19 protein-coding genes are annotated in these 22,903 nt (G+C 66.9%); 10 read left to right on the plus strand and 9 right to left on the minus strand.

Going from position 1 to position 22,903, the window contains the following annotated elements; translation table 11 throughout:
* Positions 1-7: 7 nt before the first annotated feature.
* The 3 genes from AC5RUH_RS00090 to AC5RUH_RS00100 all read right to left on the minus strand — a co-directional run bounded on the left by AC5RUH_RS00090 (position 8) and on the right by AC5RUH_RS00100 (position 5,936).
* The gene (locus AC5RUH_RS00090) at positions 8-1,228 is read right to left on the minus strand and encodes an IniB N-terminal domain-containing protein (protein WP_494127569.1); all 1,221 of its coding nucleotides are present in this window, start codon (positions 1,226-1,228) and stop codon (positions 8-10) included.
* 194 nt (positions 1,229-1,422) lie between these two features.
* Positions 1,423-4,002 carry a LuxR C-terminal-related transcriptional regulator gene (locus tag AC5RUH_RS00095; RefSeq protein ID WP_494127570.1) on the minus strand — a complete coding sequence of 860 codons (2,580 nt, stop codon included), beginning with the start codon at positions 4,000-4,002 and terminating at the stop codon, positions 1,423-1,425.
* The gene (locus tag AC5RUH_RS00100; protein WP_494127571.1) at positions 3,999-5,936 is read right to left on the minus strand and encodes an Hsp70 family protein; all 1,938 of its coding nucleotides are present in this window, start codon (positions 5,934-5,936) and stop codon (positions 3,999-4,001) included. The genes AC5RUH_RS00095 and AC5RUH_RS00100 overlap by 4 nt, the downstream gene beginning before the upstream one ends.
* A gap of 557 nt (positions 5,937-6,493) precedes the next feature.
* Here AC5RUH_RS00100 and AC5RUH_RS00105 point away from each other — a divergent pair.
* The 5 genes from AC5RUH_RS00105 (at position 6,494) to AC5RUH_RS00125 (ending at position 10,657) form a co-directional block, all read left to right on the plus strand.
* Complete coding sequence (locus AC5RUH_RS00105; RefSeq protein ID WP_494127572.1) at positions 6,494-7,072, plus strand: DUF1697 domain-containing protein; 579 nt, start codon at positions 6,494-6,496, stop codon at positions 7,070-7,072.
* 147 nt (positions 7,073-7,219) lie between these two features.
* A complete protein-coding gene (locus tag AC5RUH_RS00110) occupies positions 7,220-7,483 on the plus strand; it encodes a PLD nuclease N-terminal domain-containing protein (RefSeq protein ID WP_494127573.1) in 264 nt (87 codons plus the stop codon).
* A 120-nt stretch (positions 7,484-7,603) separates the two neighbouring features.
* Positions 7,604-8,590, plus strand: a complete 987-nt coding sequence (locus tag AC5RUH_RS00115; protein WP_494076472.1) for a 2-hydroxyacid dehydrogenase — start codon at positions 7,604-7,606, stop codon at positions 8,588-8,590.
* 157 nt (positions 8,591-8,747) lie between these two features.
* The gene (locus tag AC5RUH_RS00120; RefSeq protein WP_494013725.1) at positions 8,748-9,881 is read left to right on the plus strand and encodes an L-talarate/galactarate dehydratase; all 1,134 of its coding nucleotides are present in this window, start codon (positions 8,748-8,750) and stop codon (positions 9,879-9,881) included.
* A gap of 80 nt (positions 9,882-9,961) precedes the next feature.
* Complete coding sequence (locus AC5RUH_RS00125) at positions 9,962-10,657, plus strand: FadR/GntR family transcriptional regulator (protein ID WP_494127706.1); 696 nt, start codon at positions 9,962-9,964, stop codon at positions 10,655-10,657.
* A 108-nt stretch (positions 10,658-10,765) separates the two neighbouring features.
* Here AC5RUH_RS00125 and AC5RUH_RS00130 read toward each other — a convergent pair whose 3' ends face one another.
* The 4 genes from AC5RUH_RS00130 to AC5RUH_RS00145 form a co-directional block, all read right to left on the minus strand.
* Positions 10,766-11,161, minus strand: coding sequence for a universal stress protein (locus AC5RUH_RS00130; RefSeq protein ID WP_494000865.1), 396 nt, complete (start codon positions 11,159-11,161; stop codon positions 10,766-10,768).
* Positions 11,158-12,684, minus strand: coding sequence for a tripartite tricarboxylate transporter permease (locus AC5RUH_RS00135; protein ID WP_494000866.1), 1,527 nt, complete (start codon positions 12,682-12,684; stop codon positions 11,158-11,160). The genes AC5RUH_RS00130 and AC5RUH_RS00135 overlap by 4 nt, the downstream gene beginning before the upstream one ends.
* 87 nt (positions 12,685-12,771) lie before the next feature.
* On the minus strand, positions 12,772-13,323 hold the full coding sequence (locus AC5RUH_RS00140; RefSeq protein ID WP_494076475.1) for a tripartite tricarboxylate transporter TctB family protein: 552 nt from the start codon (positions 13,321-13,323) through the stop codon (positions 12,772-12,774).
* Positions 13,324-13,372: 49 nt separating this feature from the next.
* Positions 13,373-14,377, minus strand: coding sequence for a tripartite tricarboxylate transporter substrate binding protein (locus tag AC5RUH_RS00145; protein WP_494013724.1), 1,005 nt, complete (start codon positions 14,375-14,377; stop codon positions 13,373-13,375).
* A 160-nt stretch (positions 14,378-14,537) separates the two neighbouring features.
* Here AC5RUH_RS00145 and AC5RUH_RS00150 point away from each other — a divergent pair, with 160 nt between their 5' ends.
* The 5 genes from AC5RUH_RS00150 (at position 14,538) to AC5RUH_RS00170 (ending at position 20,638) form a co-directional block, all read left to right on the plus strand.
* Positions 14,538-15,422: a LysR family transcriptional regulator gene (locus tag AC5RUH_RS00150; protein ID WP_494076476.1), complete on the plus strand. Its 885-nt coding sequence runs from the start codon at positions 14,538-14,540 to the stop codon at positions 15,420-15,422.
* Positions 15,423-15,577: 155 nt separating this feature from the next.
* A complete protein-coding gene (gene kdgD, locus AC5RUH_RS00155) occupies positions 15,578-16,522 on the plus strand; it encodes a 5-dehydro-4-deoxyglucarate dehydratase (RefSeq protein ID WP_494000869.1) in 945 nt (314 codons plus the stop codon).
* Positions 16,523-16,615: 93 nt separating this feature from the next.
* Positions 16,616-18,217: an aldehyde dehydrogenase (NADP(+)) gene (locus tag AC5RUH_RS00160; protein ID WP_494127574.1), complete on the plus strand. Its 1,602-nt coding sequence runs from the start codon at positions 16,616-16,618 to the stop codon at positions 18,215-18,217.
* A 3-nt stretch (positions 18,218-18,220) separates the two neighbouring features.
* Entirely contained in the window at positions 18,221-19,549 is a 1,329-nt protein-coding gene (locus AC5RUH_RS00165; protein ID WP_494127575.1) for an enolase C-terminal domain-like protein, read from the plus strand.
* A gap of 120 nt (positions 19,550-19,669) precedes the next feature.
* The gene (locus AC5RUH_RS00170) at positions 19,670-20,638 is read left to right on the plus strand and encodes an AEC family transporter (RefSeq protein WP_494024209.1); all 969 of its coding nucleotides are present in this window, start codon (positions 19,670-19,672) and stop codon (positions 20,636-20,638) included.
* A gap of 174 nt (positions 20,639-20,812) precedes the next feature.
* On the opposite strand, the gene AC5RUH_RS00175 is transcribed toward AC5RUH_RS00170, so the two are convergent.
* Positions 20,813-21,007, minus strand: coding sequence for a hypothetical protein (locus AC5RUH_RS00175; protein WP_494013782.1), 195 nt, complete (start codon positions 21,005-21,007; stop codon positions 20,813-20,815).
* A gap of 317 nt (positions 21,008-21,324) precedes the next feature.
* Positions 21,325-22,827 carry a CitMHS family transporter gene (locus tag AC5RUH_RS00180; protein ID WP_494127576.1) on the minus strand — a complete coding sequence of 501 codons (1,503 nt, stop codon included), beginning with the start codon at positions 22,825-22,827 and terminating at the stop codon, positions 21,325-21,327.
* Positions 22,828-22,903: the final 76 nt, after the last annotated feature.

Raw genomic sequence — 22,903 nt, forward strand, 5'->3', positions numbered from 1 at the left:
GGGTCGGTTAGAAGTCGACCTCTTCGGCAACAACGCTGTCTTCGATGTCCACTTCGTTGTCCGCGACGATGACGGAGTCGTTGACGGAGTTGTCGGTGAACTCGGCGTTGATGTCGTCCACCTGCACGTCCGTGTTCGTGGAGCTGTCGTTGAACGAATCCTCGACCTCGACCTCGTTGAACGAATCCTCGACCTCGACCTCGTTGAAGGAATCCTCCACGTCGATATCGGTGGTGGAATTGTCCTCGTTGAACGAGTCCTCGACCTCGATCTCGGTGGTATTGCCGTTGTACGAGTCCTCGATCTCCACGTTGGTGGAGTTGTCGGTCGAGTAATCCTTCGAATGGTCGGAGTTGTCGTTGAAGGAGTCTTCCACCTCGACGTCCAGGTCGACATCCGTGTTGTAGGAGTCCTCGTTGTAAGAGTCCTCGTTGTAGGAATCCTCATTGTAGGAGTCCTCGACGTTGAAGGAGTCCTCGACGGAGATGTCGGTATCCCCGACGGTCACATCGCCCTCAATGTCACCGGTTGTCACGGTGGTGGAGTTGTCGGTCGAGTAATCCTTCGAGTAGTCGTTGGAGTTATCCGTCGAGTTATCCACGGTGGCGTCCCCGCCAGCCGCAACAGAGTCGTCGCCCGAGGCGATCACGGCGTCGTTGTCGAACCACTGGTTCACGTCGCCGTCGGCCCAGATGTTCTGGTTGACGGACTGGTCCGTGATGGTGTCGCGATCGTCGATCGTAGAGGTGTACGAGTAGTTGTTCACGATGTGCGTCAGTTGCTGCACGGCGTGGGCGTGGTCATCATGATCGTTGCCCCTGCCGCCGCCGTGACCGTGGTCATCGTCGTCATGGCCGCCACCCCCGTGGCCGCCGTCGTGACCGTGGCCGCCTCCGCCGTGGCCGCCGCCACCGTGGCCGCCGCCGCCCCAGCCACCGCCATTGTTGCCGGAGTTGTCGCTGGACCAGTCGCCGGTGTCGCCGCCGGAGTGGTTGCCGCCGGTGTTGTACTCGCGGTCGAAGGACGAGCTGGCATCCACGGGAGCGTAGTCGAGGATGACCGGCATGATGGCGTCCACATCATCGGAGCACACATCGCCCAGGCCGGCCTCGGCGAGGGCGGCCTCCGGGTCTGCCTGGAATTCGGCGGCTGCGCGCGGATCACGGAGCAGATTCATGATGAATTCGAGAAGAGAGCTTGCGAGCGTAGGCATTATGTGAATCCCCATTCTTATTCCTACTGGATCTGGCCAAAATTATGGATGGTGGCCCGCCGAGCTGAGTTGCTTGGCTTGGTTCAAAGCTACGGCCGGGCTGCTGTCGCCCGCATCGGGGCTTCCTCCCCCGCCGCCCGCCCCCTCCAGGGGGATCGCGGTGGACGCGGACTAGGTAGGGAGGGGCCCAGGCCCGGATATCCGCGGACTTACTGCGGGGAACTGTCTTCGCCGAGCGCAAGCCGCAACTGGGTCAGGAGTTCGGCGCGGTTCGAAGCCCCTAGCCGCCGTCGAATACGCGCTATGTGGTGCTCGGCGGTACGCGGCGAAATGAAAATCGCGGCCCCGATTTCCCGGTACGTCTTGCCCTCCAGCACCAACCGGGCGACTTCGCGCTCCCGTTCGCTCAAGACGGCGCTTTCTTGTCCCTGTGCTGCTCCGGCGGGGACCGCTGCCTGCCCGCCGGGCTCGGTGACGGTGACGTCGGCAGGCGCGTCCATGGTCCCGCGCGTGCCGGGATGCAGGTCCCTGGCGCAAGCCAAGAGGCGGCTCATGTCCTTGCGCTCGTCCGCGTGCGCTGCCGCGTGCCCGGCGAGGCGCGCCCCGTCCCAGGTGAGGCCGACGGATGCGAGCGCGCGGGCGGACTCCTCCACCAGCTTTGGATCGATCCTGCCGGCCAGCACCGTCACCCACGCCCGGCCGGCCGCCGCGAGCACGCCCGCCAGTCGGTACGTCCCCGAGGCCCGGACCAGCGCCGAGGCATGCGGGGCGAGCTCGCTGGGGCTGTCCGCCAAAAGGGCCGCCTGGACCGCAGACCAATGCAGCGAGGTAGACCACAGCGCCGGTTCGCCCAATCTCCCCAGCAGCGCCCACGCCTCCGTCAAATGCGGCTGCAGCCTCGCGGAATCACGCAGGCGGGCGGCGGCCACTGCCAGTTCGCCCAGCGGCAAAAGGCTGTAGAGATCGACGGCGACGTGCAGCAGCCGGCCCCGCGCCCGGTCCCAGGCGCGCACCAAGGCAGCGGTGTCATCGGTTCGCCGCGCCAGCCCGACCTGCAGGGCGTCCAGCAACAATTCGTCGCGCGGGGTGGGACGGATTCCGCTGGCGGTCGCCTCTGCGATGGCAGCCCCGGCGCTGTCCGGGTGGTCCTGCAGCATGGAGACCCAGGCCCGCAGGAGCAGCAGCCTCAACCGGGCCGCCGGGCCTCCCTGGCGTCCGCGCAGTGCGTCGTCGAGGACGGCTGCCGCTACGGGGAGCTCACCGCTGTGCAGGGCCACCAAGGCCGCGAGGGCTGCCGGGCTGTCCGGCAGCGGAATGGCGGCGCCGGAGGCCGTGAGCATGTCGGAAGCGCGTACCAGGGCCGGCAGCGCCTGCTCAGTGTGCTCGCCGATGGACGCGGCGATGCCTTGTCCCATCATCGAGACGGCCACGTTCGTCAGGGTTGGCGAGTTGTCGGCATGGTTGCCGGCAAGCAGGCTTCGAGCCCCGTCGGGGTCACCCGTACCGATCATGACGACGGCGGCCAGCGCCCGGGACGCCTCCGTGGCGGGCGATCCGAGCCACCGGTAGACTTGGGCGCTGCGCGCCAGCATGCCCCGCTGCGCCCACAGCGACGCCGCCACGTCCGCTCCACGGAGCCTGTCCGGTGCCTCCGGCCGAGCCAGGAGACGGTCAAGGATGCGGCCGGCTGCTTCGAGGTCTCCGGAGGCCAGTGCCGCCTGGGCCCGGCGCGCCGCCGTTGCCGCTTCGTCGGCGCCGGCTGCCGCCGCTTCACCGTACAGTGTCGCGGCCACCAGGGGCTCGGAAGCCAGGGCGCCGTCGCCGGCGTCTTCGAGGACGCGGGCCACGCGTGGATCCTGGAGTCCGCCCCGAACCAGTCCGCGGGCCACGTCCACGGGCGCCGATGCGGTGTTGTTGGCTAAACAGTCGGCCAGGGCCCGCTGGAAGGCCCGGACGTGGTGCTGCGGGGTGACATGAAGCAGGACGTTGCGCATGAGCGGAGCAAGGTTTCCCTCGGGCAACACCAACCCTGCGGCCGTGGCCTGCGACATCAGCGGCCCGATTCCGCCGGGCAGCTCCCGCAGTCCGGAAGGCAGCGGCCCGGCTGGATCGAAACCGACGGCCAGGGCCAGCAGCAGCTCCCGAAGGTTGGGTTCCAGCCGGTCGAGCTCGTGGCCCACATGGTTGACCAACCCGCCGAACTTCACCGGATCTGACGGTATTGGGCGGGCATCGTCGATCGCTTCCAACACATGCTGGACCAGCCAAGGCAGGCCCCCGGTCAGCCGGAAGACCTGATCAAGGACGGGAGCAGGAAGCCGGTCAGAGCGGACAGCTGCTGCGTGCCGCTCAATATCGTTACGGGTCCAGGGGCCCAACAACACCGGCCGCCGATGCGCCTCCATCACCGCCGTCAGCCGCTGCAGGGCGGGCAACTGCGGCCACGTCCGATACGCGACCACGAGGTTCACGTTCTGTCCGTCGGCCAATCGATGGACGCGCTCCAGTCCGGCGACGTCCAACTGGTGGGCGTCGTCGATCAGTACCGTGGTGCCTTCGTCCACAGGGTCTTCCCCCAGTGCGGGCCTGCCCGAGCTGACGGGGACGCCTGCTTCCTCATAGGCCGCCGCCAAGTTTTCCAGCAGCAGGCTCTTGCCCGATCCTCCCGGACCGGACACGGTAGCCAGTAAACGCGACTCGGATTCCGTCGCGGCTTCCGTCAGCAGTTGCGCGGCATCCCGGTTCACCAAACGGCGTGCCGCCGGCTGCGCCGGTGTCGCACCTGTCATGCCGGCCCCGGAGCAGGCGCATCGGTGGGGGCACCCGACGGTGCCGGCGGCTGCGTCGGGTCCACCCAGGCTGGCGCGGTCGGCGGAGGATCGACAACCACCGTCTCTGACGGTGTTGATGAGGGCTCCGGCGCGGGCTCCGGCGCGGGCTCCGGGGCAGGTTCCGGCGCGGGGTCGGGGACCGGAGGCGGCAGCACCGGATCCGGTTCCGGTGCCGTTGTCGGCACAGCCGGAACACTCGGTTCCGGCTCGGGGGCGGGAGGTTGGGGAGTGGTGCCTGGCTGTGGAGCCGCGGGCGGCTCGGGGGTTCCCGTCGGTCCCGGGGCAGGAGTGTTGGTGCCGTCGTCCGGCTTCGATCCCGGGCCCTGCCCGGCATCGACGGCCGGCGTGGATACGCCTCCCGGGCGAGTCGACGGTTGGCCGTTCGGCGTCGTCGTCACCCGGTCCTGCGCGTAGGTCACCTGGTCCTGAGCGAAGCCCGCGGTGCCGCCATAGCCCGGTGAGCCTTCCGTGCTCGGAGCCGCTGCGCCGGAGGACGTTGCAGCTGAGTTCTCCCAGAAAACCACGGGACTCATGCCCGGCTGCGCCGGTTCAGCCGCCATCACGGAATTGGCCGGCCCGGCCCCTTCGCTTTCCTCCGGAGCTCCCCCGGGTACGTAGCCGTTCCGCTCCCCGGCGCTGCCTTGGGCGACGCCCGGTTGGGAACCGAACAGGCCGAATTCGTGAGGGCTTTGGGCGGCGGTTGCCGTCAACGCCGTGAGGGCGGCGACCGCCACTGTTACGGCAGCGGCGCGCATGGCCAGCACGGGTTTCCGTGCGGTGCCGGCGCCTTCCACCGCGGACGCGGCGTGGGCGTGGACGTGTGGTTGCGGTAAGGCGCGGCCTTCGACTGCGACGGCTTCCGGCACCGGCCGGGGCTCCGGATCGGCAGCGTGTCCGGATGGCACCGCGAGCCTGTTTCGGGCCGCGAAGTACGCTGCCCCCAGGCTGATGGCGGCCTTCGGGTCCGCATCCACGGCGAGGGGACGCTTCAGTTCGGCGGACAGCAATTGGGCAACCAAGGGGATGCGGGACGAGCCGCCAGTCAAGAGGACGGCGGTGAGGTCCTCGGCAGCCACTTGCGCTGTGTCGAGAGCCCGGCGCAGGGAGTGGAGCGTGTCCCGCACCAGCTCCTCGATCATGCCCTCAAATTCGGACCGCACCAGGCGGACGCCTGTCTGCAGCTCCGGCAGCAACACAGGGATTGTTGCCTCGGAATCGGCCGAAAGCGCTTCTTTGGCTTCCACGCATTCCCGCCGGATACGGTCCAGCGCCACGCGTGCTTGCGTGGAGGTGGGGTCCACCGCGCTCAGCCCGCCGTCCAGGCTGGCGACGACGTGCGCGAAGACGACGTCGTCGACATCAGCTCCACCCACCCGCTCCAAACCTTCCGGTTTGCCCAGCAGCGTGAATGAGGCTGCGTCACCCTTGTGCAGGACTGCCGCGTCGAAGGTACCGCCGCCGAAATCATAGACGGCGACCAGACTCCCCGTGCCCACGCGGTTCTGGGAGGCGTAATGGAGGGCGGCTGCTTCCGGCTCGCTCAACAACATGACGTCGGCGAGCCCGACGCCGGCCAAGGCGTCACGGATCAGTCCGGTCTTGTAGTCACCCCAGCTGGCCGGATGCGACACCACTACCGCTTCCGGAGCTTCGCCTTCACGTTCCTGGGCGCGGTCTACGACCCACCGGACCACGGCGGCGAAAATGTCCTCAGGTGCGACAAACAGGTCTCCGACCATCATCGGCACCGAGTCGCCGATCCGCCTCTTGAATTCTCGAACCACCCGGTCAGGGGACGTCGTGCCCCGCCGTTCGGCTGCCTCTCCGACCAGAACTGCGCCGTCTTCGCCTACATAGATCACCGACGGCACGGCCGCCGCACGTGAACCCAAGTGGACAGCCTGCGGCTGCTGAGGCTTTCGGTCTCCGCTCCCGTATCGCGCTGTCGCTGCTGCCGTGAAACTTGTGCCGACATCGACACTCAGTACATAAGCCATGAATCCCCTCAGGTACGTCCAGCAAAGGAACGTCCCCCACCGCTTCTTTATACTGTCTCCAGAGTCATGCTCTGATTCCCCCTAGGCGGGCGGTATCCATCCGCCCGTGTCCCCATGAAGCCGCTGCGAAATGACGCCCTCAGCCGCCGCCAACCGCAGTTCCCCACACTTGGATCCGGCGTCCTTCAGAAAGCCGTTCCGTTACATTCAGCCTAGGAGGGGTGACGTGCTTAGACAAGGGAATGGATCCCCCGTATAACAAGCATGAGCAACACGAAATTTTGGTGAATGGTTTAGTCCTTCGACGGCCTATTTCCGCGATTTTGCGCCTCCCTGGTGATACATATGCGAAGTCGCGTACCTTGCTTCGCCTAGTCCCTCAATGGGTAGACCGTGAAGCGATCACGGCCGGTGCATACAATGATTTCCTGTCCATCCGACCCCGGAGCACCATGAAAAATAAATACGGCGAATCCGGTTTCTTACGGACTTATGGCGTGTTTTTGCGCGGCATCAACGTTGGAGGCGTCCGGATTGCCATGAAGGACTTGCAGCGGGTCCTCACCGAAGCCGGTTTCGGGCAGGTGGAGACCGTCCTCGCCTCGGGCAACGTCATGCTGCGCGCGGAGACCCAAGACCCCGGCGTGGTCAAGCAAAGAGTCGAAGCGAGCTTGCGGACGGCTTTCGGCTACGACGCCTGGGTCATCGTCAAGACTCCCAGCGAGCTGGCCGCCATCGTCGAGGGCTACCCGTTCACCCCGGCCGACGACGGCGTTCCCCGGCACGCTTACGCGGTGCTCACCACGGGTGAGGATGTTGTGGAACAACTGCTCGAGGACTGCCCGGAACTTTCGCCCGAAGAACGGGCGTCTCCGGGGGGCGACGTCCTGTACTGGGAGGTGCCCAAAGGCAACACTTTGGAGTCCAAACTGTCCAAGCAAATGGCCAAAACAATGTACAAGCCGGTGACGACCACCAGGAACCTCAACACGTTGCACAAGATGCTGGCCAGGTTCCGCACGGAGGGCTGAGGCGGCCCCTGCTACCGGGGGAGGAGTGGAACCGCCCGAACTCATCCTCCCGGCGGATAGCCGCGGCGCCGGTGCGATTCTAGACTCGTGCTTGTTGCGGCCTTTGTTATGGCCGGCGGCCGGGCACGGCCAAGGAAGGGGGATCCTATGCTGTTCGACTCGGTCACGTGGATATCGGCTGCCGTCTGTGCCGGTCCATTTGCCCTCTTCCTGGCGGTCGGAGCGCTGGTCAGCATCGGGCGGAGCAAACGGAAGCGGTCGGCGAAAGCCGGCTGGTCCCTGCTGGTGCTCGCGGTGCCCATCCTTGGCCCCCTGGCGTGGTTCCGGACGGCATCGCGCCGGGCCGCCGCTCATACGGCCCAGCCGGACACCGGGCCGGTGAAGCAGGCGACGGGGCCCCTTGTTCCCTAAAGGCCCGCCCGCGAAAACGGCCGGCGGTTCCGCGGGACGGATGGAACGTGTCCCGCCGGGTATCGGTCCATGCAGTATCCGTGTTGGACGCGCCTCCGCGAAGGTCCTTACTCTTCTGGCATGACTACCCGTACGGCCGTGCGCGCCGCTGCTTCCACACCCTCCAACGGCCGGCAGGTCCTTCAGGTTGGACCGGTGAACCCCGTTGTCACCGCCGCCTTGGCGGATGAGTTCGGCGCACTGTTGCTCCCGGACGGCCCGGAACGCGGCGATTTCCTGCTGCGGCACGCCCCCGGCATCCGCGTGGCGGTGTGCTCCGGCCGCCATGGTGTCGGCTCCGACCTGATGCGCCGGCTGCCGAACCTCGAAGCCATCGTAAACTTCGGCGCCGGCTACGACGCCACCGACGTCGAGCAGGCAAACGAACGCGGCATCCACGTCAGCAACACCCCGGATGTGCTCACCGATTGCGTGGCCGACACCGCGCTGGCCCTCTATCTGGATGTACTGCGCCGAACCAGCGCCGCCGACCGGTTCGTCCGCCTCGGCGGATGGGCCTCAACCACGTCCTACCCACTGACCACGCGGGCCTCCGGCAGAAAGGTCGGCATCCTCGGCCTGGGCCGGATCGGCCAGGCCATCGCCAAGCGGCTGGAAGCGTTTAACTGCGAGATCCACTACCACAGCCGCCGCGCCGTCGAAGACTCGGGCTACGCGTTCCACTCCTCCCCCGCCGAACTGGCCGAGGCCGTCGAGGTGCTCGTCATCGCGGCTGCCGGAGGACCGGAGACGGTGAACCTGGTCGACGCCGGGGTGCTGGCCAAGCTCGGCGCGGGAGGCTACCTGATCAACATCGCTCGCGGCACCATTGTGGACGAACATGCCCTGGTCTCCGCCTTGGCCGGAGGACGCCTGGCGGGCGCAGGGCTGGACGTCTTTGCCGACGAACCGCATGTGCCGGCCGAACTGATGGAGCTGGAGAACGTGGTCCTGTTACCGCACATCGGCAGCGGCACCCGTGAGACCCGCGCCGACATGGCCGCATTGACATTGGAGAACCTGCGCAGCTACCTGCGCGACGGCTCGTTGGTAACCCCGATCGGCTAACCCCGTGCCCGGCCCGGCGCCGGGAAATCCGGGGGGGGTTCGACGCGGGGTAAGACCGGGGTTGGCTCTGGCAAGCGTCACCCTGGAGCAATACTTGTATGACAAGTGCGCGACTTGTACAATCAGTCGCAGTAGCCATCCCCGCGTAAGGACCGCCATGCCCTACACCGCCGATGCCATCCGGCACGTCAAGCTCTCCACTGCCACGCTGCCGCTGGCCACGCCCATCTCTGACGCCAAGGTCTTTACCGGGCGCCAGAAGCCCATGACGGAAGTCGTCTTCCTCTTTGCCGAAATCACCACCGTGCAGGGACACGAGGGCCTGGGCTTCAGCTATTCGAAACGGGCCGGCGGCCCGGCGCAATACGCCCACGCGACGGAAGTCGCCGAGGCGATGCTCGGCGAGGACCCCAACGACATCGCCAAGCTCTACAACAAGCTGCTTTGGGCAGGCGCGTCGGTGGGCCGGTCCGGCGTCGCCACCCAGGCCCTGGCCGCGCTCGACATAGCGCTCTACGACCTCAAGGCCAAGCGGGCAGGGCTCCCGCTGGCCAAGTTCCTCGGCGCGCACCGGGACTCGGTCCGGACCTACAACACCTCCGGTGGCTTCCTCAACGCCTCCATCGACGAGGTCAAGGACCGCGCGAGCCGTTCCCTTGCCGACGGCATTGGCGGCATCAAGATCAAGGTCGGCCTGCCGGACTCGGCCGAGGACTTGCGCCGTGTCGCCGCGGTCCGCGACCACATCGGCGACGGCGTGCCGCTGATGGTGGACGCGAACCAGCAGTGGGACCGGGCCACCGCCCTCCGGATGGGCCGCCGCCTGGAGCAGTTCGACCTGGTCTGGATCGAGGAACCGTTGGATGCCTACGACGCCGAAGGCCATGCCGCGCTGGCCGCTGCCCTGGACACCCCGATTGCCACCGGCGAGATGCTGGCCTCGGTGGCCGAACACGAACGCCTGATCGCCGCCCGCGCGTGCGACATCATCCAGCCCGACGCTCCCCGGGTCGGCGGCATCACGCAGTTCCTGCGCCTGGCCACGCTGGCGGACCAGGCCGGGCTGGACCTCGCGCCGCACTTCGCGATGGAGATCCACCTCCACCTGGCCGCCGCCTACCCGCGCGAGCCCTGGGTGGAGCACTTCGACTGGCTGGACCCGCTGTTCAACGAGCGCCTCGAGACCCGCGACGGCCGGATGATCGTCCCGGACCGTCCGGGCCTCGGCTTCACCTTCAGCGAACAGGCGCGCGCCTGGACCACGGACAGCGTGGAGTTCGGCCGCGCCTAGCCTTATCCCCTGACGACGACGGTGCCGCGCACCGTCGTCGTTCCCCTCTCACCCTGCCCTAGAGAAAACGGGAGCGATTGTTGAAACCGAACCTGACGGTCACCTTGGTTGACGACCTGCGTCGGCGCATTGTCGACGGCGATATCGCTCCCGGCGACAAGCTGCCCAGCGAGAACACGCTGATCGCAGAGCACGGCGTGAGCCGCACAGTGGTGCGCGAGGCCATCACCCGGCTGCAGGCGGAGGGACTTGTGCATACCCGGCGCGGCAGCGGGAGTTTCGCGCTGACGCCACCGGCGGAAGCGGAAGGCCCCCGCGGCCTCCGGCCCGTGCGGACTCTGGAGGACCGGAGGGCGCTGGTGGAGTTCCGCACCGGCGTGGAAAGCGAAGCCGCTGCCTTGGCCGCCGTCCGGCGGACCGACAAGCAGTTGGCGGCCCTGCGCGCCGCAAACGCTGACTTCTCTCGCTCCGGTTCCAACCCGGCCGCGGCCTTATCCCACGACTTCGAGTTTCACCGCACCGTCGCCGAGGCCAGCGGCAACCCCTACTTTCTGGATGCGATCGCGGCCCTCGGCCCGGCCATGATTGCCATGCCCCGCTACCGGCTGGAGGCCAGCGGATCCGAAGCCGAAACGTCCCGCCTCTCGGCCGTGGCGTCCGAACATGCGGCGGTGCTGGCCGCAGTGGAAGCCGGCGATGCACTGGCCGCGGCTGCCGCCATGCGCACCCACCTGGTCAATTCGCGGCTGCGGTTGGAGAGCGAATCCGGGCACTGATTACCCCGGGAACTGCACCCGCCGTAAGGTCACTGGGTCCGGATACGGAACCGGCAGCAGACCAAAGTCTGCTGCCGCTTCGCTGTTGCGGGGGTGAACCGGCTGTGGCTACTCGGCTGCCTTGACGGCCAACACCGGCCGGTCTGCCTGCAACAGGATGCGCTGAGCGTGCGAACCCATGATGAATTTGCCCACCTGCGTGCGCTGGCGCAGACCGATGACAATGAGCGAGACCTCGCGTTCGCTGGCGAGCTCAAGGATCTCGTCGGCCAGGTCGTCGCGGTGGGTGGGGCGAAGCACTTCTGCGGCCACGCCCGCCTCATTGGCTGCCGACTTCAGGCGGAGGAGGTCGTTCTCCGACGCCACGGTTTTATCCACCAGCACCCCTTCACGGGTGGAGTTGACGATCAGCAGGTCTTCACCGCGGAGCTTGGCTTCCGCGATGGCGGCGGACACGGCTGCCTCTCCCACGGGGGTGGGTACATAGCCGACGAGGATGCTCATGCGTTCTCCTTGGTTTCGGTGCGAGCTTGGGTACGGGAGTTTTTCCGGCGCTCTATGGCGGACTTGACCATCGGCCAGACAGCGACCAGCACGAACAGAACTACCAGCGTGCCGGAGATCGGCCGGCCCATGAATCCGGCGACGTCTCCGTCGAGCACCAACAGCGAACGCCGCAAGCTGGACTCGAGCAGCGCACCGAGCACGAAGGCCAACACCAGCGGTCCAGGCTCGAATCCGAATTTTTTCATCAGGTACCCGACGGCGCCGAAGAGGACCACCAGCAGCACGTCGAACATCGAGTTGCGGATGGTGTAGGCGCCAAGCAAGGTGATCAGTGCGGTGATCGGAGCGAGGATGGCGGCGCGCACCCGCAGGATGCGGACGAACAAGCCGACCAGCGGGATGGACATGATCAGCAGCAGGATGTTGCCGATGTACATCGAGTTGACCACACCCCAGAACAGATCCGGGTTCTCGACAATGAGCTGCGGGCCCGGGGTCACGCCCTGAATGAGCAGCGCGCCGAAGATGATCGCCATGGTGGCATTGGCGGGAATACCCAAGGTCAGCAGCGGAATAAAGGAGCTTGTCGCCGCGGCGTTGTTGGCGGTCTCCGGACCGGCAACACCCTCCACGGCGCCCTTGCCGAAGCGTTCCGGGTTCTTGGCGCGCTTCTTCTCCACGGCGTAGGCGGCGAGCGAGGAGATCGTGGCGCCGCCGCCAGGCAGGATGCCCAGGAAGAAGCCGAGCACAGAGCCGCGCCCGATAGCCCCGGCCGACTGCTTGAGGTCCTTCTTGGACGGCCAAACGTTTGCCACTGTTGCCGGCGCTTGGGCCGCGCGGTGGCGTTCTTCCAGGTTGTAGAGAATCTCGCCGACGCCGAACAAGCCCATGGCCACCGGGACAAAGTCGATGCCGTCGGCCAGACTCAGGTTGCCAAACGTGAAGCGTTCGGCACCGGTGAAAATGTCGCGGCCCACGGTGGCCAGCAGAAGTCCGAAGGCGGCGGCGATCAATGCCTTGATTTTGGCGCCGTTGCTGATCGTGGCGACCAGCAGGATGCCGACCATGGCCAAGGCTGCGTACTCGGGCGGGCCGAAGTCCAATGCGAAGCCTGCCACCAGCGGGGCGAGGAAGGTCAAACCGATGATGGCCACCGTGCCGCCGATGAAGGAGCCGATGGCGGCGATGCCCAGCGCCGTTCCGGCTTTGCCCTTCCTGGCGAGCTGGTAGCCGTCGAAGACGGTGACGACGGAGCTGGCTTCGCCCGGAAGTCGCAACAGCACCGAGGTGATAGTGCCGCCGTATTGTGCGCCGTAGAAGATGCCCGCCAACATGATGATGGCCGTGACGGGCTCGATCCCGTAGGTCAGCGGCAGCAGGATGGCGATGGTGGCTGCCGGACCGAGGCCAGGCAGTACGCCGATCAGCATGCCGATAACAACGCCCAGCAGGCAGTACAGCAGGTTGGAGGGCTCTAGGACGACGCCGAAGCCGTCCATGACCGGTTGCAGGAAATCCATGCGAGAACCTTTGGATCAGTGGGCGAGGGTGGGGCGCGAGGGTCCCACGTTGGCGGCAAAGCCGACACCGTGGGAGTGCACAACCCGCTAGAACAGGTGGGGAATCGACGTTCCCAGGGCAAGGATGAAGATGGCGTAGAACGCGGCAACAATCAGCAGCGAGTAGATGATGGCGCCACGCCAGGATTCACCGCCGAGGAACTTCATCCAGACCAGGCAGAGGAGCAGTGCAGGGACCTCGAAGCCGATCAGCGGCATCAGCAACACCATGATCAGCAGGGTCGCAAACCCAATGGCCGCAAGCCAGGACAGTTTGGAGAATTTTTCCCCGTCGCGGCCCCCACGCCGCCCAACAACCAGTTGGGCGAGCGCGAGGACAGCGATGATCAGGCTGACCACGAACGGCCACATGCCGGGCCGGGGCTGGGAGGGCGTTCCCAGCCCCAGACCGAGCGACATGACGAGCCCCGCCACGCCCAGCGCGAGCACCACGAGGGATGATGCGAGGTTGGCAATGGGCCCTGCCGGCGGCGCGGCCTCGGCTTCCCATTGGGCAGCCAGTTCCTCCGGTGTCAGGTCATCGTCGACGACGTCGACTGACTCAGTGCCTTCTGCTGGCGTCTCGCGGTGGGGCGTCATGGTTTAACTCGATTCGCTGTGGAGGCCGGACGGCCTCACGTGGGTGTTGCTACTCGCCGGCCAGCGAGATGTCGTACTTCTCGGTGAGCTCCTTGTACTTGGCAGCCAAGTCGTTCCACTGCTGGACGACTTCCTCGCCGGAGATTTCCTTGGGGGTCAGCATGTTCTTCTCGTTGAAGGCCTTGTACGTGTCGGTGGCCTGGGCGGCCTCGACCGACTCGACCAGCTTGGCCTTCACATCCTCGGGCAGTCCCTTCGGGGCAGCCAGGGCGCGGTACTGGGAGACCGGGACTTCGTAGCCTTCTTCGATGGCGGTGGGGACGTCCGGCAGGAAGGTGTTGCGCTCGTCGGAGAAGACAACGATCGGCTTGACTTTGCCGGCGTCGATCTGCGGCTTTGCTTCACCCAGCTGGATGGTGGCCAGCTGGACCTGGTTGCCCATGACAGCGGTCAGCGCGGGGGAACCCGAATCGAACGGCACCGCGGTGCCCTTGATCTCGGCCTGGGCGAACAGGATGGCCTGGGACAGCTGCGAGCCGGTGCCCACGCCGGTGGTGCCGAAGGTCAGCTTCTTGGAGCTGTTCTTGATATCGTCCAGGTTTTCAAAACCGGATTCGGCGCTGGCAACCAACACGTAGTCGTCCTGAGAGAGGCCCTTGATGACATCCAGGTCGTCAAGGCTGACGGCTTCGTCTTCAGATACTGCCAGCGGAGTGATCGTGATCAGCGAGGCATTCAGCAGGACGAGGTTCTGTCCGTCGGGCTCCATTGCCGCGACTTCCTGCGTTGCCAGGGCGCCGTTGGCACCGGGCTTGTTCACCACCGGAACAGCGACGCCGAGCTCGTCGGCCATACCTTCGGCCGCGGTGCGCGCGATCAGGTCGGTCGACCCGCCCGGAGCTTGGCCGACGGTCAGAGTAATGGGGCCGTTGGGGAAGCTGTCCCCCTCGGCGGCAGTGCCGCCCCCAACGTTGCCGCCGCAAGCGGTCAACGCCAGCGCAGCAGAGGCAGCGGTCAGACCTAGAACGGTCCGGCGGATGGAGAGTGCTTTCACTTCGGGCTCCTTGCTCGATGAACAGCGATGTTCGAACGGGTCTCGGCCGTGACCCGACTCATATGAGACAGGTCACTAGTGGCTCGGACATCGAGCTTAGAAAGAGACTATGATGCATGTCCAAGCCCATTAGTGCATTGAATGATACTTGAAAGGCATCATGTTCACCCTGGACCAGGCCCGAAGTTTCATCGCTGTCGCCGAAGAGTTGCATTTCGGCCGCGCCGCCGAACGGCTGAGCATGACCCAGCCCCCGCTCAGCAGGCAGATCCAGAAACTGGAGCGCAGCATCGGCGTCGAACTCTTGGAGCGGGACAACCGCAAGGTGGCATTGACCGCCGCCGGACACGCCTTTCTCTCCGAGGCGCGGAAGCTGGTGGTGTCGGCAGACCGGGCGCCCCGAACGGCACGCCGCATCGCCGCCGGCCGGGCGGGTGAGATCCGGATCGGCTTCACTGCCGCCACCGCCTTCAGCGTACTCGGACCCCTGCTCGCCGAGATTGCACTGGAACTGCCCGATGTCGACGTCGAACTCGAGGAACTGGTGACCGGGGAGCAGGTTCAAGCCATTATGGACGGCGACCTTGATCTGGGGCTGGCCCGCCCGCCCTTCGACACAGACCTCTTCGAATCGCACCTGATGCTGTCGGAAAACCTGATGCTCGCAGTTCCCAGCGGGCACCCGCTGGATCAACTGGCACGTCCGCTGGCCGTGGCCGACCTCAAAGACGTGCCGCTCATCATGCATTCACCGATCAAGGCGCGCTATTTCTACGATCTGGTGGTGCGCCAAATCCCGATCGAGCACGGCAACGTCGTGCACACCGTCAGCCAGATCCTGACCATGGTGGCGCTGGTGGCGGCCGGCCGAGGTGTGGCCTTCGTGCCCGAATCGGCACAACTGCTGGGAGTCGATGGCGTCAGCTACTTGCATCTGCCCGAACTCGCGCCGGACTCGGTGGAACTGCATGCCATTTGGAGCCGGAACTCGCACAACCCCGCGCTACGCAGGATGCTGGAGAGCGTGTGGGCCAAAGCCTCCTAGCTGCCAGCCGACCACCACCGCGTCTCCGAACGTCAATACTCTTAGTGCATCAATCCATACAAAAGAGGGCTTGGACAGGCATCACGTTGTCTTCCTAGGGTGGAGCCAACGCATTCAACCCGCCGCCCGCGGCACCATCGCAAAGGAAGATGCACGTGGCCCAGTACACGCCCCATGAACTCGCAGACAAGCTCAAGGACGGGCTGTTGTCATTCCCAGTGACGGCGTTTGATGCGGAGTTGAACATCGACGAAGCCGCCTACCGCAACCACCTGGACTGGCAGTCCAGCTTCGATGTCGCAGGCCTGTTTGCCGCCGGCGGCACCGGCGAAGGCTTCAGCCTGACTCCGGCCGAGTCCGCCCGCGTGGTCCGGATGGCCGTTGAGGAAGCCGGCAGCCGGGTTCCGGTGCTTGCTTCGGCAGGCGGCTCCACCGCCCAAGCCATCCAGAACGCCAAGGACGCGGAGGCCGCGGGAGCCGAGGGCCTGCTGCTGCTGCCGCCGTACCTGACCGAATGCGACCAGGCCGGCCTGCTGGCGCACGTTTCGGCCGTATGCGCCGCCACCAACATCGGCGTCATCGTCTACAACAGGGCGAACGCCATCTACGCCGCGGACACCGTGGCGGCCCTGGCCGACCGGCACGCGAACTTCATCGGCTTCAAGGACGCCCTGGGCGACATCGAGCACCTCACCAAGGTCTACGCCAAGAACGGCGACCGGCTGTTCTACCTGGGCGGGCTGCCGACGGCTGAGACCTTTGCCCTGCCGCTGCTGCAGCTGGGCATGAGCACCTACTCCTCGGCGATGTACAACTTCGTGCCGGAGTTCGCCCTGGATTTCTACCGCGACGTCCGCAACCAAGACCGCGATGCCGTGACCGAGAAGCTGAACCGCTTCGTGCTCCCCTACCTGGACATCCGCGACCGGGTTAAAGGATACGGTGTATCCATCGTCAAGGGCGGCCTGAAGGCCGTCGGCCGCGACGCAGGCTTCGTCCGCCCGCCGCTGCAGGACCTGACCGAGAAGGACATCGCCGACCTGTCGGCCCTGATTGAGGCCGCCGGCATCCGCCCGGCAGACGTCCGGCAGAACGCCTAGGTTCCACGCCAGGGAAGCGGCCGCCCTCCACGGGGCGGCCGCTTTCCGCCCAGCAGCCACCGCAGACCATCCCCAGTCCAGAAGGAGCATCCGATGCCCAGCACGCAGACAACTCTGACAGGCCATTCGATCATCGCCGGCGAAGCCGTGACCGGTACCGGCGGCACTGTCAACGGTTTCGATCCTGCCACCAACGAAGTCCTCGAACCGGCCTACAGCCTGATCGACGCGGCCCAGCTGGCGACCGCCACTGCCGCGGCGGAGGAAGCTTTCGCCTCCTTCAGCACGCTGGAGCCGGAAACGCATGCCGCCTTCCTGGAGAAGATCGCCGAGAACATCGAAGCCGTCGGTGACGAGCTGGTCGAACGCGCGATGGCCGAAACCGGTCTCCCCGCTGCCCGGCTGAACGGGGAGCGCGGCCGCACCACCGGCCAGCTGCGCCTCTTTGCTGCAGTGGTACGCCAGGGCGACCACCGTGGTGTGCGCATTGATCCGGCCCAGCCGGACCGCCAGCCGATGCCGCGGGCGGACATCCGGCAGCGCAAGGTCCCGCTGGGCCCGGTTGCCGTCTTCGGTGCGAGCAACTTCCCGCTGGCCTTCTCCACCGCCGGCGGAGACACCGCCTCCGCGCTGGCCGCGGGCTGCCCGGTGGTGTTCAAGGCCCACAACGCCCACCCGGGCACCAGCGAAATCGTCGGTCATGCCATTGCCGACGCCGTCCGTGACGCCGGCCTGCACCCGGGCGTGTTCTCCCTGGTCTACGGCCCAGGCGCCAGCATCGGGCAGGCACTGGTCGCCGATCCGGCCATCAAGGCCGTCGGGTTCACCGGGTCCCGCTCCGGCGGCACCGCACTGGTGGCCACGGCCGCGGCACGGCCGGAACCCATCCCGGTCTACGCCGAAATGAGCTCGATCAACCCGGTCTTCTTCTTCGACGGCGCGCTCAAGGGCGACCTGGACGCCCTGGCCGCGGCCTACGTCGGCTCGGTCACCGGTTCCAGCGGCCAGCTGTGCACCGCTCCCGGGCTTGCCTTCGTGCCCGCCGGGGAGGCCGGGGACGCGTTCGCGGCCGCGGTGGGACGGGCCCTGGCCCCGGCCGCCGGCCAGACCATGCTGACCCGCGGCATCGCCGACTCCTGGACCGCCGGCGTCGACTCCCTCGGGAAGCAGGACGGGGTGGACCTGGTGGCCCGCGGCCAGGAAGGCGCCACGCAGAACGCCCCCGCGCCGGCGGTTTTCGGCACCGACGTCCGCACCTTCCTGACCAATGAGGTGCTGCACGAGGAAATCTTCGGCGCGGCCTCGCTGCTGGTCCGCTACACCTCCACCGAGGACCTGCTGGCTGCGGCCAAGCGGCTCGAGGGGCAGCTGACCGCCACCCTGCACATGACCGACGAGGACCACGCCACCGTGGCCCCGCTGCTGCCGGTGCTCGAGCGCAAGGCAGGCCGCATCCTGGCCAACGGCTGGCCGACCGGCGTCGAGGTCGGGCACGCGATGGTCCACGGCGGCCCCTTCCCGGCCACCTCCGACACCCGCACCACCTCGGTGGGCACGCTGGCGATCGAGCGGTTCCTGCGCCCGGTGGCCTACCAGAACATTCCCGATGCCTTGCTGCCGGCACCGGTGCAGCAGGAGAACCCCTGGAAGCTGAACCGCCGGATCGACGGCGCGCTGGAATTGGCCGGAGAGTAGCGCATGAGCAACCAACCCACCATTGCCGCCGTCGAAGTGGTCCCGGTCGCCGGACACGACTCGATGCTGCTGAACCTCTCCGGCGCGCACGGGCCGTTCTTCACCCGCAACGTGGTCATCGTGACCGACTCCGACGGCCGCACCGGCCTGGGCGAAGTCCCCGGCGGGGAGAAAATCCGCACCACCATCGAAGACGCCGGCGCCCTGATCACCGGCCGCCCGGTGGCCCGCTTCCGCAGCCTGCTGCGGGAAATCGCCGCGGCCTTCGCCGACCGCGACGCCGGCGGCCGCGGGCTGCAGACCTTCGACCTGCGCACCACCGTGCACGCCGTGACCGCGATCGAATCCGCTTTGCTGGATTTGCACGGCCAGTTCCTGGGCGTTCCCGTGGCCGAACTCCTGGGCGACGGCCAGCAGCGTGACGCGGTGCCGATGCTCGGCTACCTCTTCTACGTGGGCAACCCGGACGCCACCGACCTGCCGTACCTGCGCGAACCCCACGGCGCCGACGACTGGGAACGGGTGCGCCGCGAAGAAGCCATGACCCCGCACGCCGTGGTCCGCCTGGCCGAAGCCGCGCAGGCCCGCTACGGCTTCCAGGACTTCAAGCTCAAGGGCGGGGTGCAGGCCGGGGACTTGGAAGTCGACGCGGTCACCGCGCTCAAACAGCGCTTCCCGGACGCCCGCATCACCCTGGATCCGAACGGCGGCTGGCTGCTGCAGGACGCCATCCGGCTGGGCCAGCGCATGCAGGGCGTGGTGGCGTATGCCGAAGACCCCTGCGGCGCCGAAGGCAAGTTCTCCGGCCGCGAAGTGATGGCCGAGTTCCGCCGCGCCACCGGCCTGCAGACCGCCACCAACATGATCGCCACCGACTGGCGCGAAATGGCCCACGCGGTGCGCACCAACGCCGTCGACATTCCGCTGGCCGATCCGCACTTCTGGACCATGGCCGGCTCCGTCCGCGTCGCGCAGCTGTGCCACGAGTTCGGTCTGACTTGGGGCTCGCACTCGAACAACCACTTCGACATCTCACTGGCCATGTTCACCCAGGTCGGCGCCGCCGCCCCGGGCGAAATCACCGCGCTGGACACGCACTGGATCTGGCAGGACGGCCAGGGCCTGACCAAGGAACCGCTGCTGATCCGCGACGGCGAGATCAAGGTCCCGCAGGCCCCCGGCCTCGGGATCGAACTGGACCGCGAACGCCTGGCCGAGGCCAACGCCCTGTACCTGGAACACGGCCTCGGCGCCCGCGACGATGCCGTCTCCATGCAGTACCTGGTGCCCGGCTGGGAGTTCGATCCCAAGCGCCCCTGCCTGGTCCGCTAGTACCCGCCGCCCGCTCCGCACCCTGCGGGGCGGGCGGTCTTCTTGTGTCCCGCCGTTTGACCTCTGCCCGGCCGCGCGTTTTGCGCCGGCCCGGGCAGAGCCGTGAGTTCTGGAGGTTCCGTGGAAGGTGTGCTGCTCGGCTTCGGCGTGGTGCTGGTGATTGTTGCCGTCGGCTTTGCCGCCGCAGCCATCGTCCCGCAGAAGGCGCCGGAGATGCAGCGCGGACTGACGCCGGTGATCTACTACATCACCAATCCGGCGCTGATGCTGGTGCTGCTGTCCGAGGCGGATCTCGCGTCGGTCGTCGGCGTCTACACTCCGATCGCGCTGATGACCGCCGCCCTCGCGGGAGCGGTCTATGCGCTGTTCAGCCGCTTCGTGCTGCGCCGCCCGGCAGCGCAGACGGCCGGTGGCGCCATGGCCTCCACCTACGTCAACGCGGGAAACATCGGGGTGCCGATCGCCCTCTACGCCGTGGGCAGCGCCGACCCGGTCGTTTCGGTGCTGCTGGCGCAGCTGCTGGTCATCGCGCCCGTGTACCTGACCGTCTTCGCCTGGTGCCAGCGGAAGGCGGCTGCGGGAAAGCTTTCACCGGACGACGGCGGTGCTGCCGCGGCTGTCCCGCTCTGGCGCACCGTGATCAAGTCCATCCTCAATCCGGTCACCGTCGCCACCGCCGTCGGGGCGCTCATCTCCGTGACCGGGCTGCGCCTGCCGGAAGTGCTCTGGACGCCGGTGGAAATGCTCGGCAACGCGTCCATTCCGTTGCTGCTGATGCTGTTCGGCATGAGCCTGCGCGGGCAAAAGCCGCTGACCCAGCGCGCCCTGCGGGCCGACGTCGCGCTGGGCTCCGTGGTCAAGCTGGCCCTGATGCCGGCCATCGCGTGGGCGCTGGCGCACTTCGTGTTCGATGTCGGCGGCGTCCCGCTGCTGGGCGTGGTCGTCATGGCGGCCTTGCCGACGGCGCAGAACGTCTTCCTGTTCACCAGCCAGTTCCGCATGCAGTCCACGCTGGTGCGGGACATCATCTTCCTGAGCTCCCTGCTCTCGCTGCCCGCCGTCCTGCTGGTCGCCCTGCTGCTGGGCTGAGCCCTCCGGCGGAACTCGGACGCTCGTGGACTCGGCGAGGCGTTGGAGGTTCAAGACCTGACGGGTCTGCATGACCCAAGGGGAGCCGGCGTGGCCGCACAACTGACGGGTAGCCGGCGGTGAAACCGGCTGCAGCCCGCGCTGCCCGTAGCGCTCCCTTCAGGCTGCGGTATGTCATCGCGCTTCCCCCCTCAGGCCAGGGTGCAGGCGTTCCTGGAAAAAGGCGAGGATGCGCCTGCGCGCGTCCTCGGCAGACGGCTCGTGATAGCCAGCGGCAACCAGCTTGGCGAGCACCTTGTCCCCGAATGTCAGCTCCGACGGGCCATGGTTGTTGAGAAAGCCGCGGCCGGCGCCGGGATAGACCTTGATGTCATGGTCTGGTCTATCCCGGCGTCGGCGAGCAGCGGCTCAAGACGGGCCGGAACCTTAGGCACTCCAGGCCAGCGGTCCCTACCTCAGCTGCGTCTGGTCTTTGCTCGCCAACGCCCGTGTAGCCTTCACCGTGGTCACAGCGGCCCACTTCTCGGCTTTCTCCTTTTCTTGGTTGGGGGGCCTCCTTCATTGCGGCCGCGGAACCGGTTTTCCGGACAATTATCGGGACCGGTTTTCTGCAAGGTTGAGCGGTGGCGCCCACTGTCCGGTGGTCGAAACCAGACGGCGGCGCCGCGTCGTATTTGGCTGGCGGCTCAGCCCCAGGGGATGGCGCCCAGCAGGACACCGACGGCCAGCATCACCAGCGAAACGACGGTGGCACGCCACAGCACCTTCTTGTGGTGGTCGCCCAGTTCCACGCTGGCCAGCGACACCAGCAGCAGGATCGCAGGGACGAGCGGGCTCTGCATGTGTACGGGCTGGCCTGTGATGGAGGCCCGTGCCATCTCGGCGGGGGCGATGCCGAAGTGGGCGGCAGTTTCGCTCAGCACCGGCAGCACACCGAAGTAGAACGCGTCGTTGCTCATGAAGAAGGTCATGGGGATGCTGAGCACCCCGGTGATCACGGCCATGAACGGCCCCATCGAGTCCGGAATGATGTCCACCAGCCAGGCTGCCATGGCGTCGACCATGCCGGTGCCGTTCAGCACGCCGGTCAGGACCCCGGCTGCCATCACCATGGAGACGACGGCGACGATGCTCTTGCTGTGCGCGACCAACTGGTTGGCCTGTTCCTTGACGTTCGGGAAGTTGACCACCAAGGCAATGGCGGCCCCGACCATGAAGACGTAGGCCAGCGGAACGACGTCCAGCACCAGGATCACCATGACGGCCACGGTCAGGGCCAGATTGAACCAGAACAGATGCGGACGCAGGGTGGCCCGGTTGGGGTCCAGGGCGGAGTCGGTCAGGGATCCGCCCACCGGGCCTTCCTCTGGAGCCTCCAGAACAGCGACAGAGCCACCGGCCGGAGCGCCGACCGGCGAGGTACCCGGGACGGGCTTCCCGGACCCGGCTCCGCGCCTGCCGCGGCCCCTGCCAACGCCGGAGTTTCCAGCGGAGCTGCCGGCACCGCCGTCGTCGTCCCGGGCAGCATCCGTCCACAGATCGGGCTTGCCCTTGGCGGTGGCCTTGGGATTGCCGCCCGCCAACCGCTTGCGCTCGCTCAAACCGAGCGTCCAGGCGAAGACCATCACGACAAGGATGCCTGCCAGCAGGGATGGAATCATCGGCACAAACACGTCGGTCGGGGAGACATCCAGGGCGGCAGCAGCGCGTGCCGTCGGACCTCCCCATGGAACAATGTTCATGGTGCCGTTGGCTAGGCCGGCGACGCAGGTGAGCACCACCGGGCTCATGCCCAGCCGCAGGTAGATCGGCAGCATGGCCGCCGTCGTCAGAATGAAGGTGGTGGAACCATCGCCGTCCAGCGAGACGACGGCGGCCAGCACCGCGGTGCCGAGCACAACCTTGGCCGGGTCGTTGCCCAACGTGCGCAGGATGAAGCGCACCAGTGGGTCGAACAGTCCGACATCGATCATCAGGCCGAAGAAGATGATGGCGAACATCAGCAGCGCCGCTGTGGATGTCAACGACTTCATCGACTCGAGGATCATGTCGCCCAGGCCGAGGCCGGCCCCTGCGAAGAGGCCGAAAACAGTCGGCACAATGATCAGGGCTAAAACAGGCGTCAGTTTCTTGGTCATGATCAGCGCCATAAAGACCGCGATCATTGCGAAGCCGAGGAAAACCAGCACAGCAACTCCTTTGTCTAATGCAGCCGGTGTGACCGGCTTTACAGACATTAGGGTGGTCCGGGTCACGAATGGCGGT

This window comes from Arthrobacter sp. Y3223166 (assembly GCF_059090935.1).

Coding starts and splice junctions, on each gene's coding strand:
- AC5RUH_RS00135 (WP_494000866.1), bottom strand. CDS start 12,684: ATGGATTTCCTGCAACCGGTCATGGACGGCTTCGGCGTCGTCCTAGAG.
- AC5RUH_RS00090 (WP_494127569.1), bottom strand. CDS start 1,228: ATGGGGATTCACATAATGCCTACGCTCGCAAGCTCTCTTCTCGAATTC.
- AC5RUH_RS00120 (WP_494013725.1), top strand. CDS start 8,748: ATGCCCTACACCGCCGATGCCATCCGGCACGTCAAGCTCTCCACTGCC.
- AC5RUH_RS00130 (WP_494000865.1), bottom strand. CDS start 11,161: ATGAGCATCCTCGTCGGCTATGTACCCACCCCCGTGGGAGAGGCAGCC.
- AC5RUH_RS00095 (WP_494127570.1), bottom strand. CDS start 4,002: ATGACAGGTGCGACACCGGCGCAGCCGGCGGCACGCCGTTTGGTGAAC.
- AC5RUH_RS00150 (WP_494076476.1), top strand. CDS start 14,538: ATGTTCACCCTGGACCAGGCCCGAAGTTTCATCGCTGTCGCCGAAGAG.
- AC5RUH_RS00110 (WP_494127573.1), top strand. CDS start 7,220: ATGCTGTTCGACTCGGTCACGTGGATATCGGCTGCCGTCTGTGCCGGT.
- AC5RUH_RS00105 (WP_494127572.1), top strand. CDS start 6,494: ATGAAAAATAAATACGGCGAATCCGGTTTCTTACGGACTTATGGCGTG.
- AC5RUH_RS00165 (WP_494127575.1), top strand. CDS start 18,221: ATGAGCAACCAACCCACCATTGCCGCCGTCGAAGTGGTCCCGGTCGCC.
- AC5RUH_RS00140 (WP_494076475.1), bottom strand. CDS start 13,323: ATGACGCCCCACCGCGAGACGCCAGCAGAAGGCACTGAGTCAGTCGAC.
- AC5RUH_RS00115 (WP_494076472.1), top strand. CDS start 7,604: ATGACTACCCGTACGGCCGTGCGCGCCGCTGCTTCCACACCCTCCAAC.
- AC5RUH_RS00160 (WP_494127574.1), top strand. CDS start 16,616: ATGCCCAGCACGCAGACAACTCTGACAGGCCATTCGATCATCGCCGGC.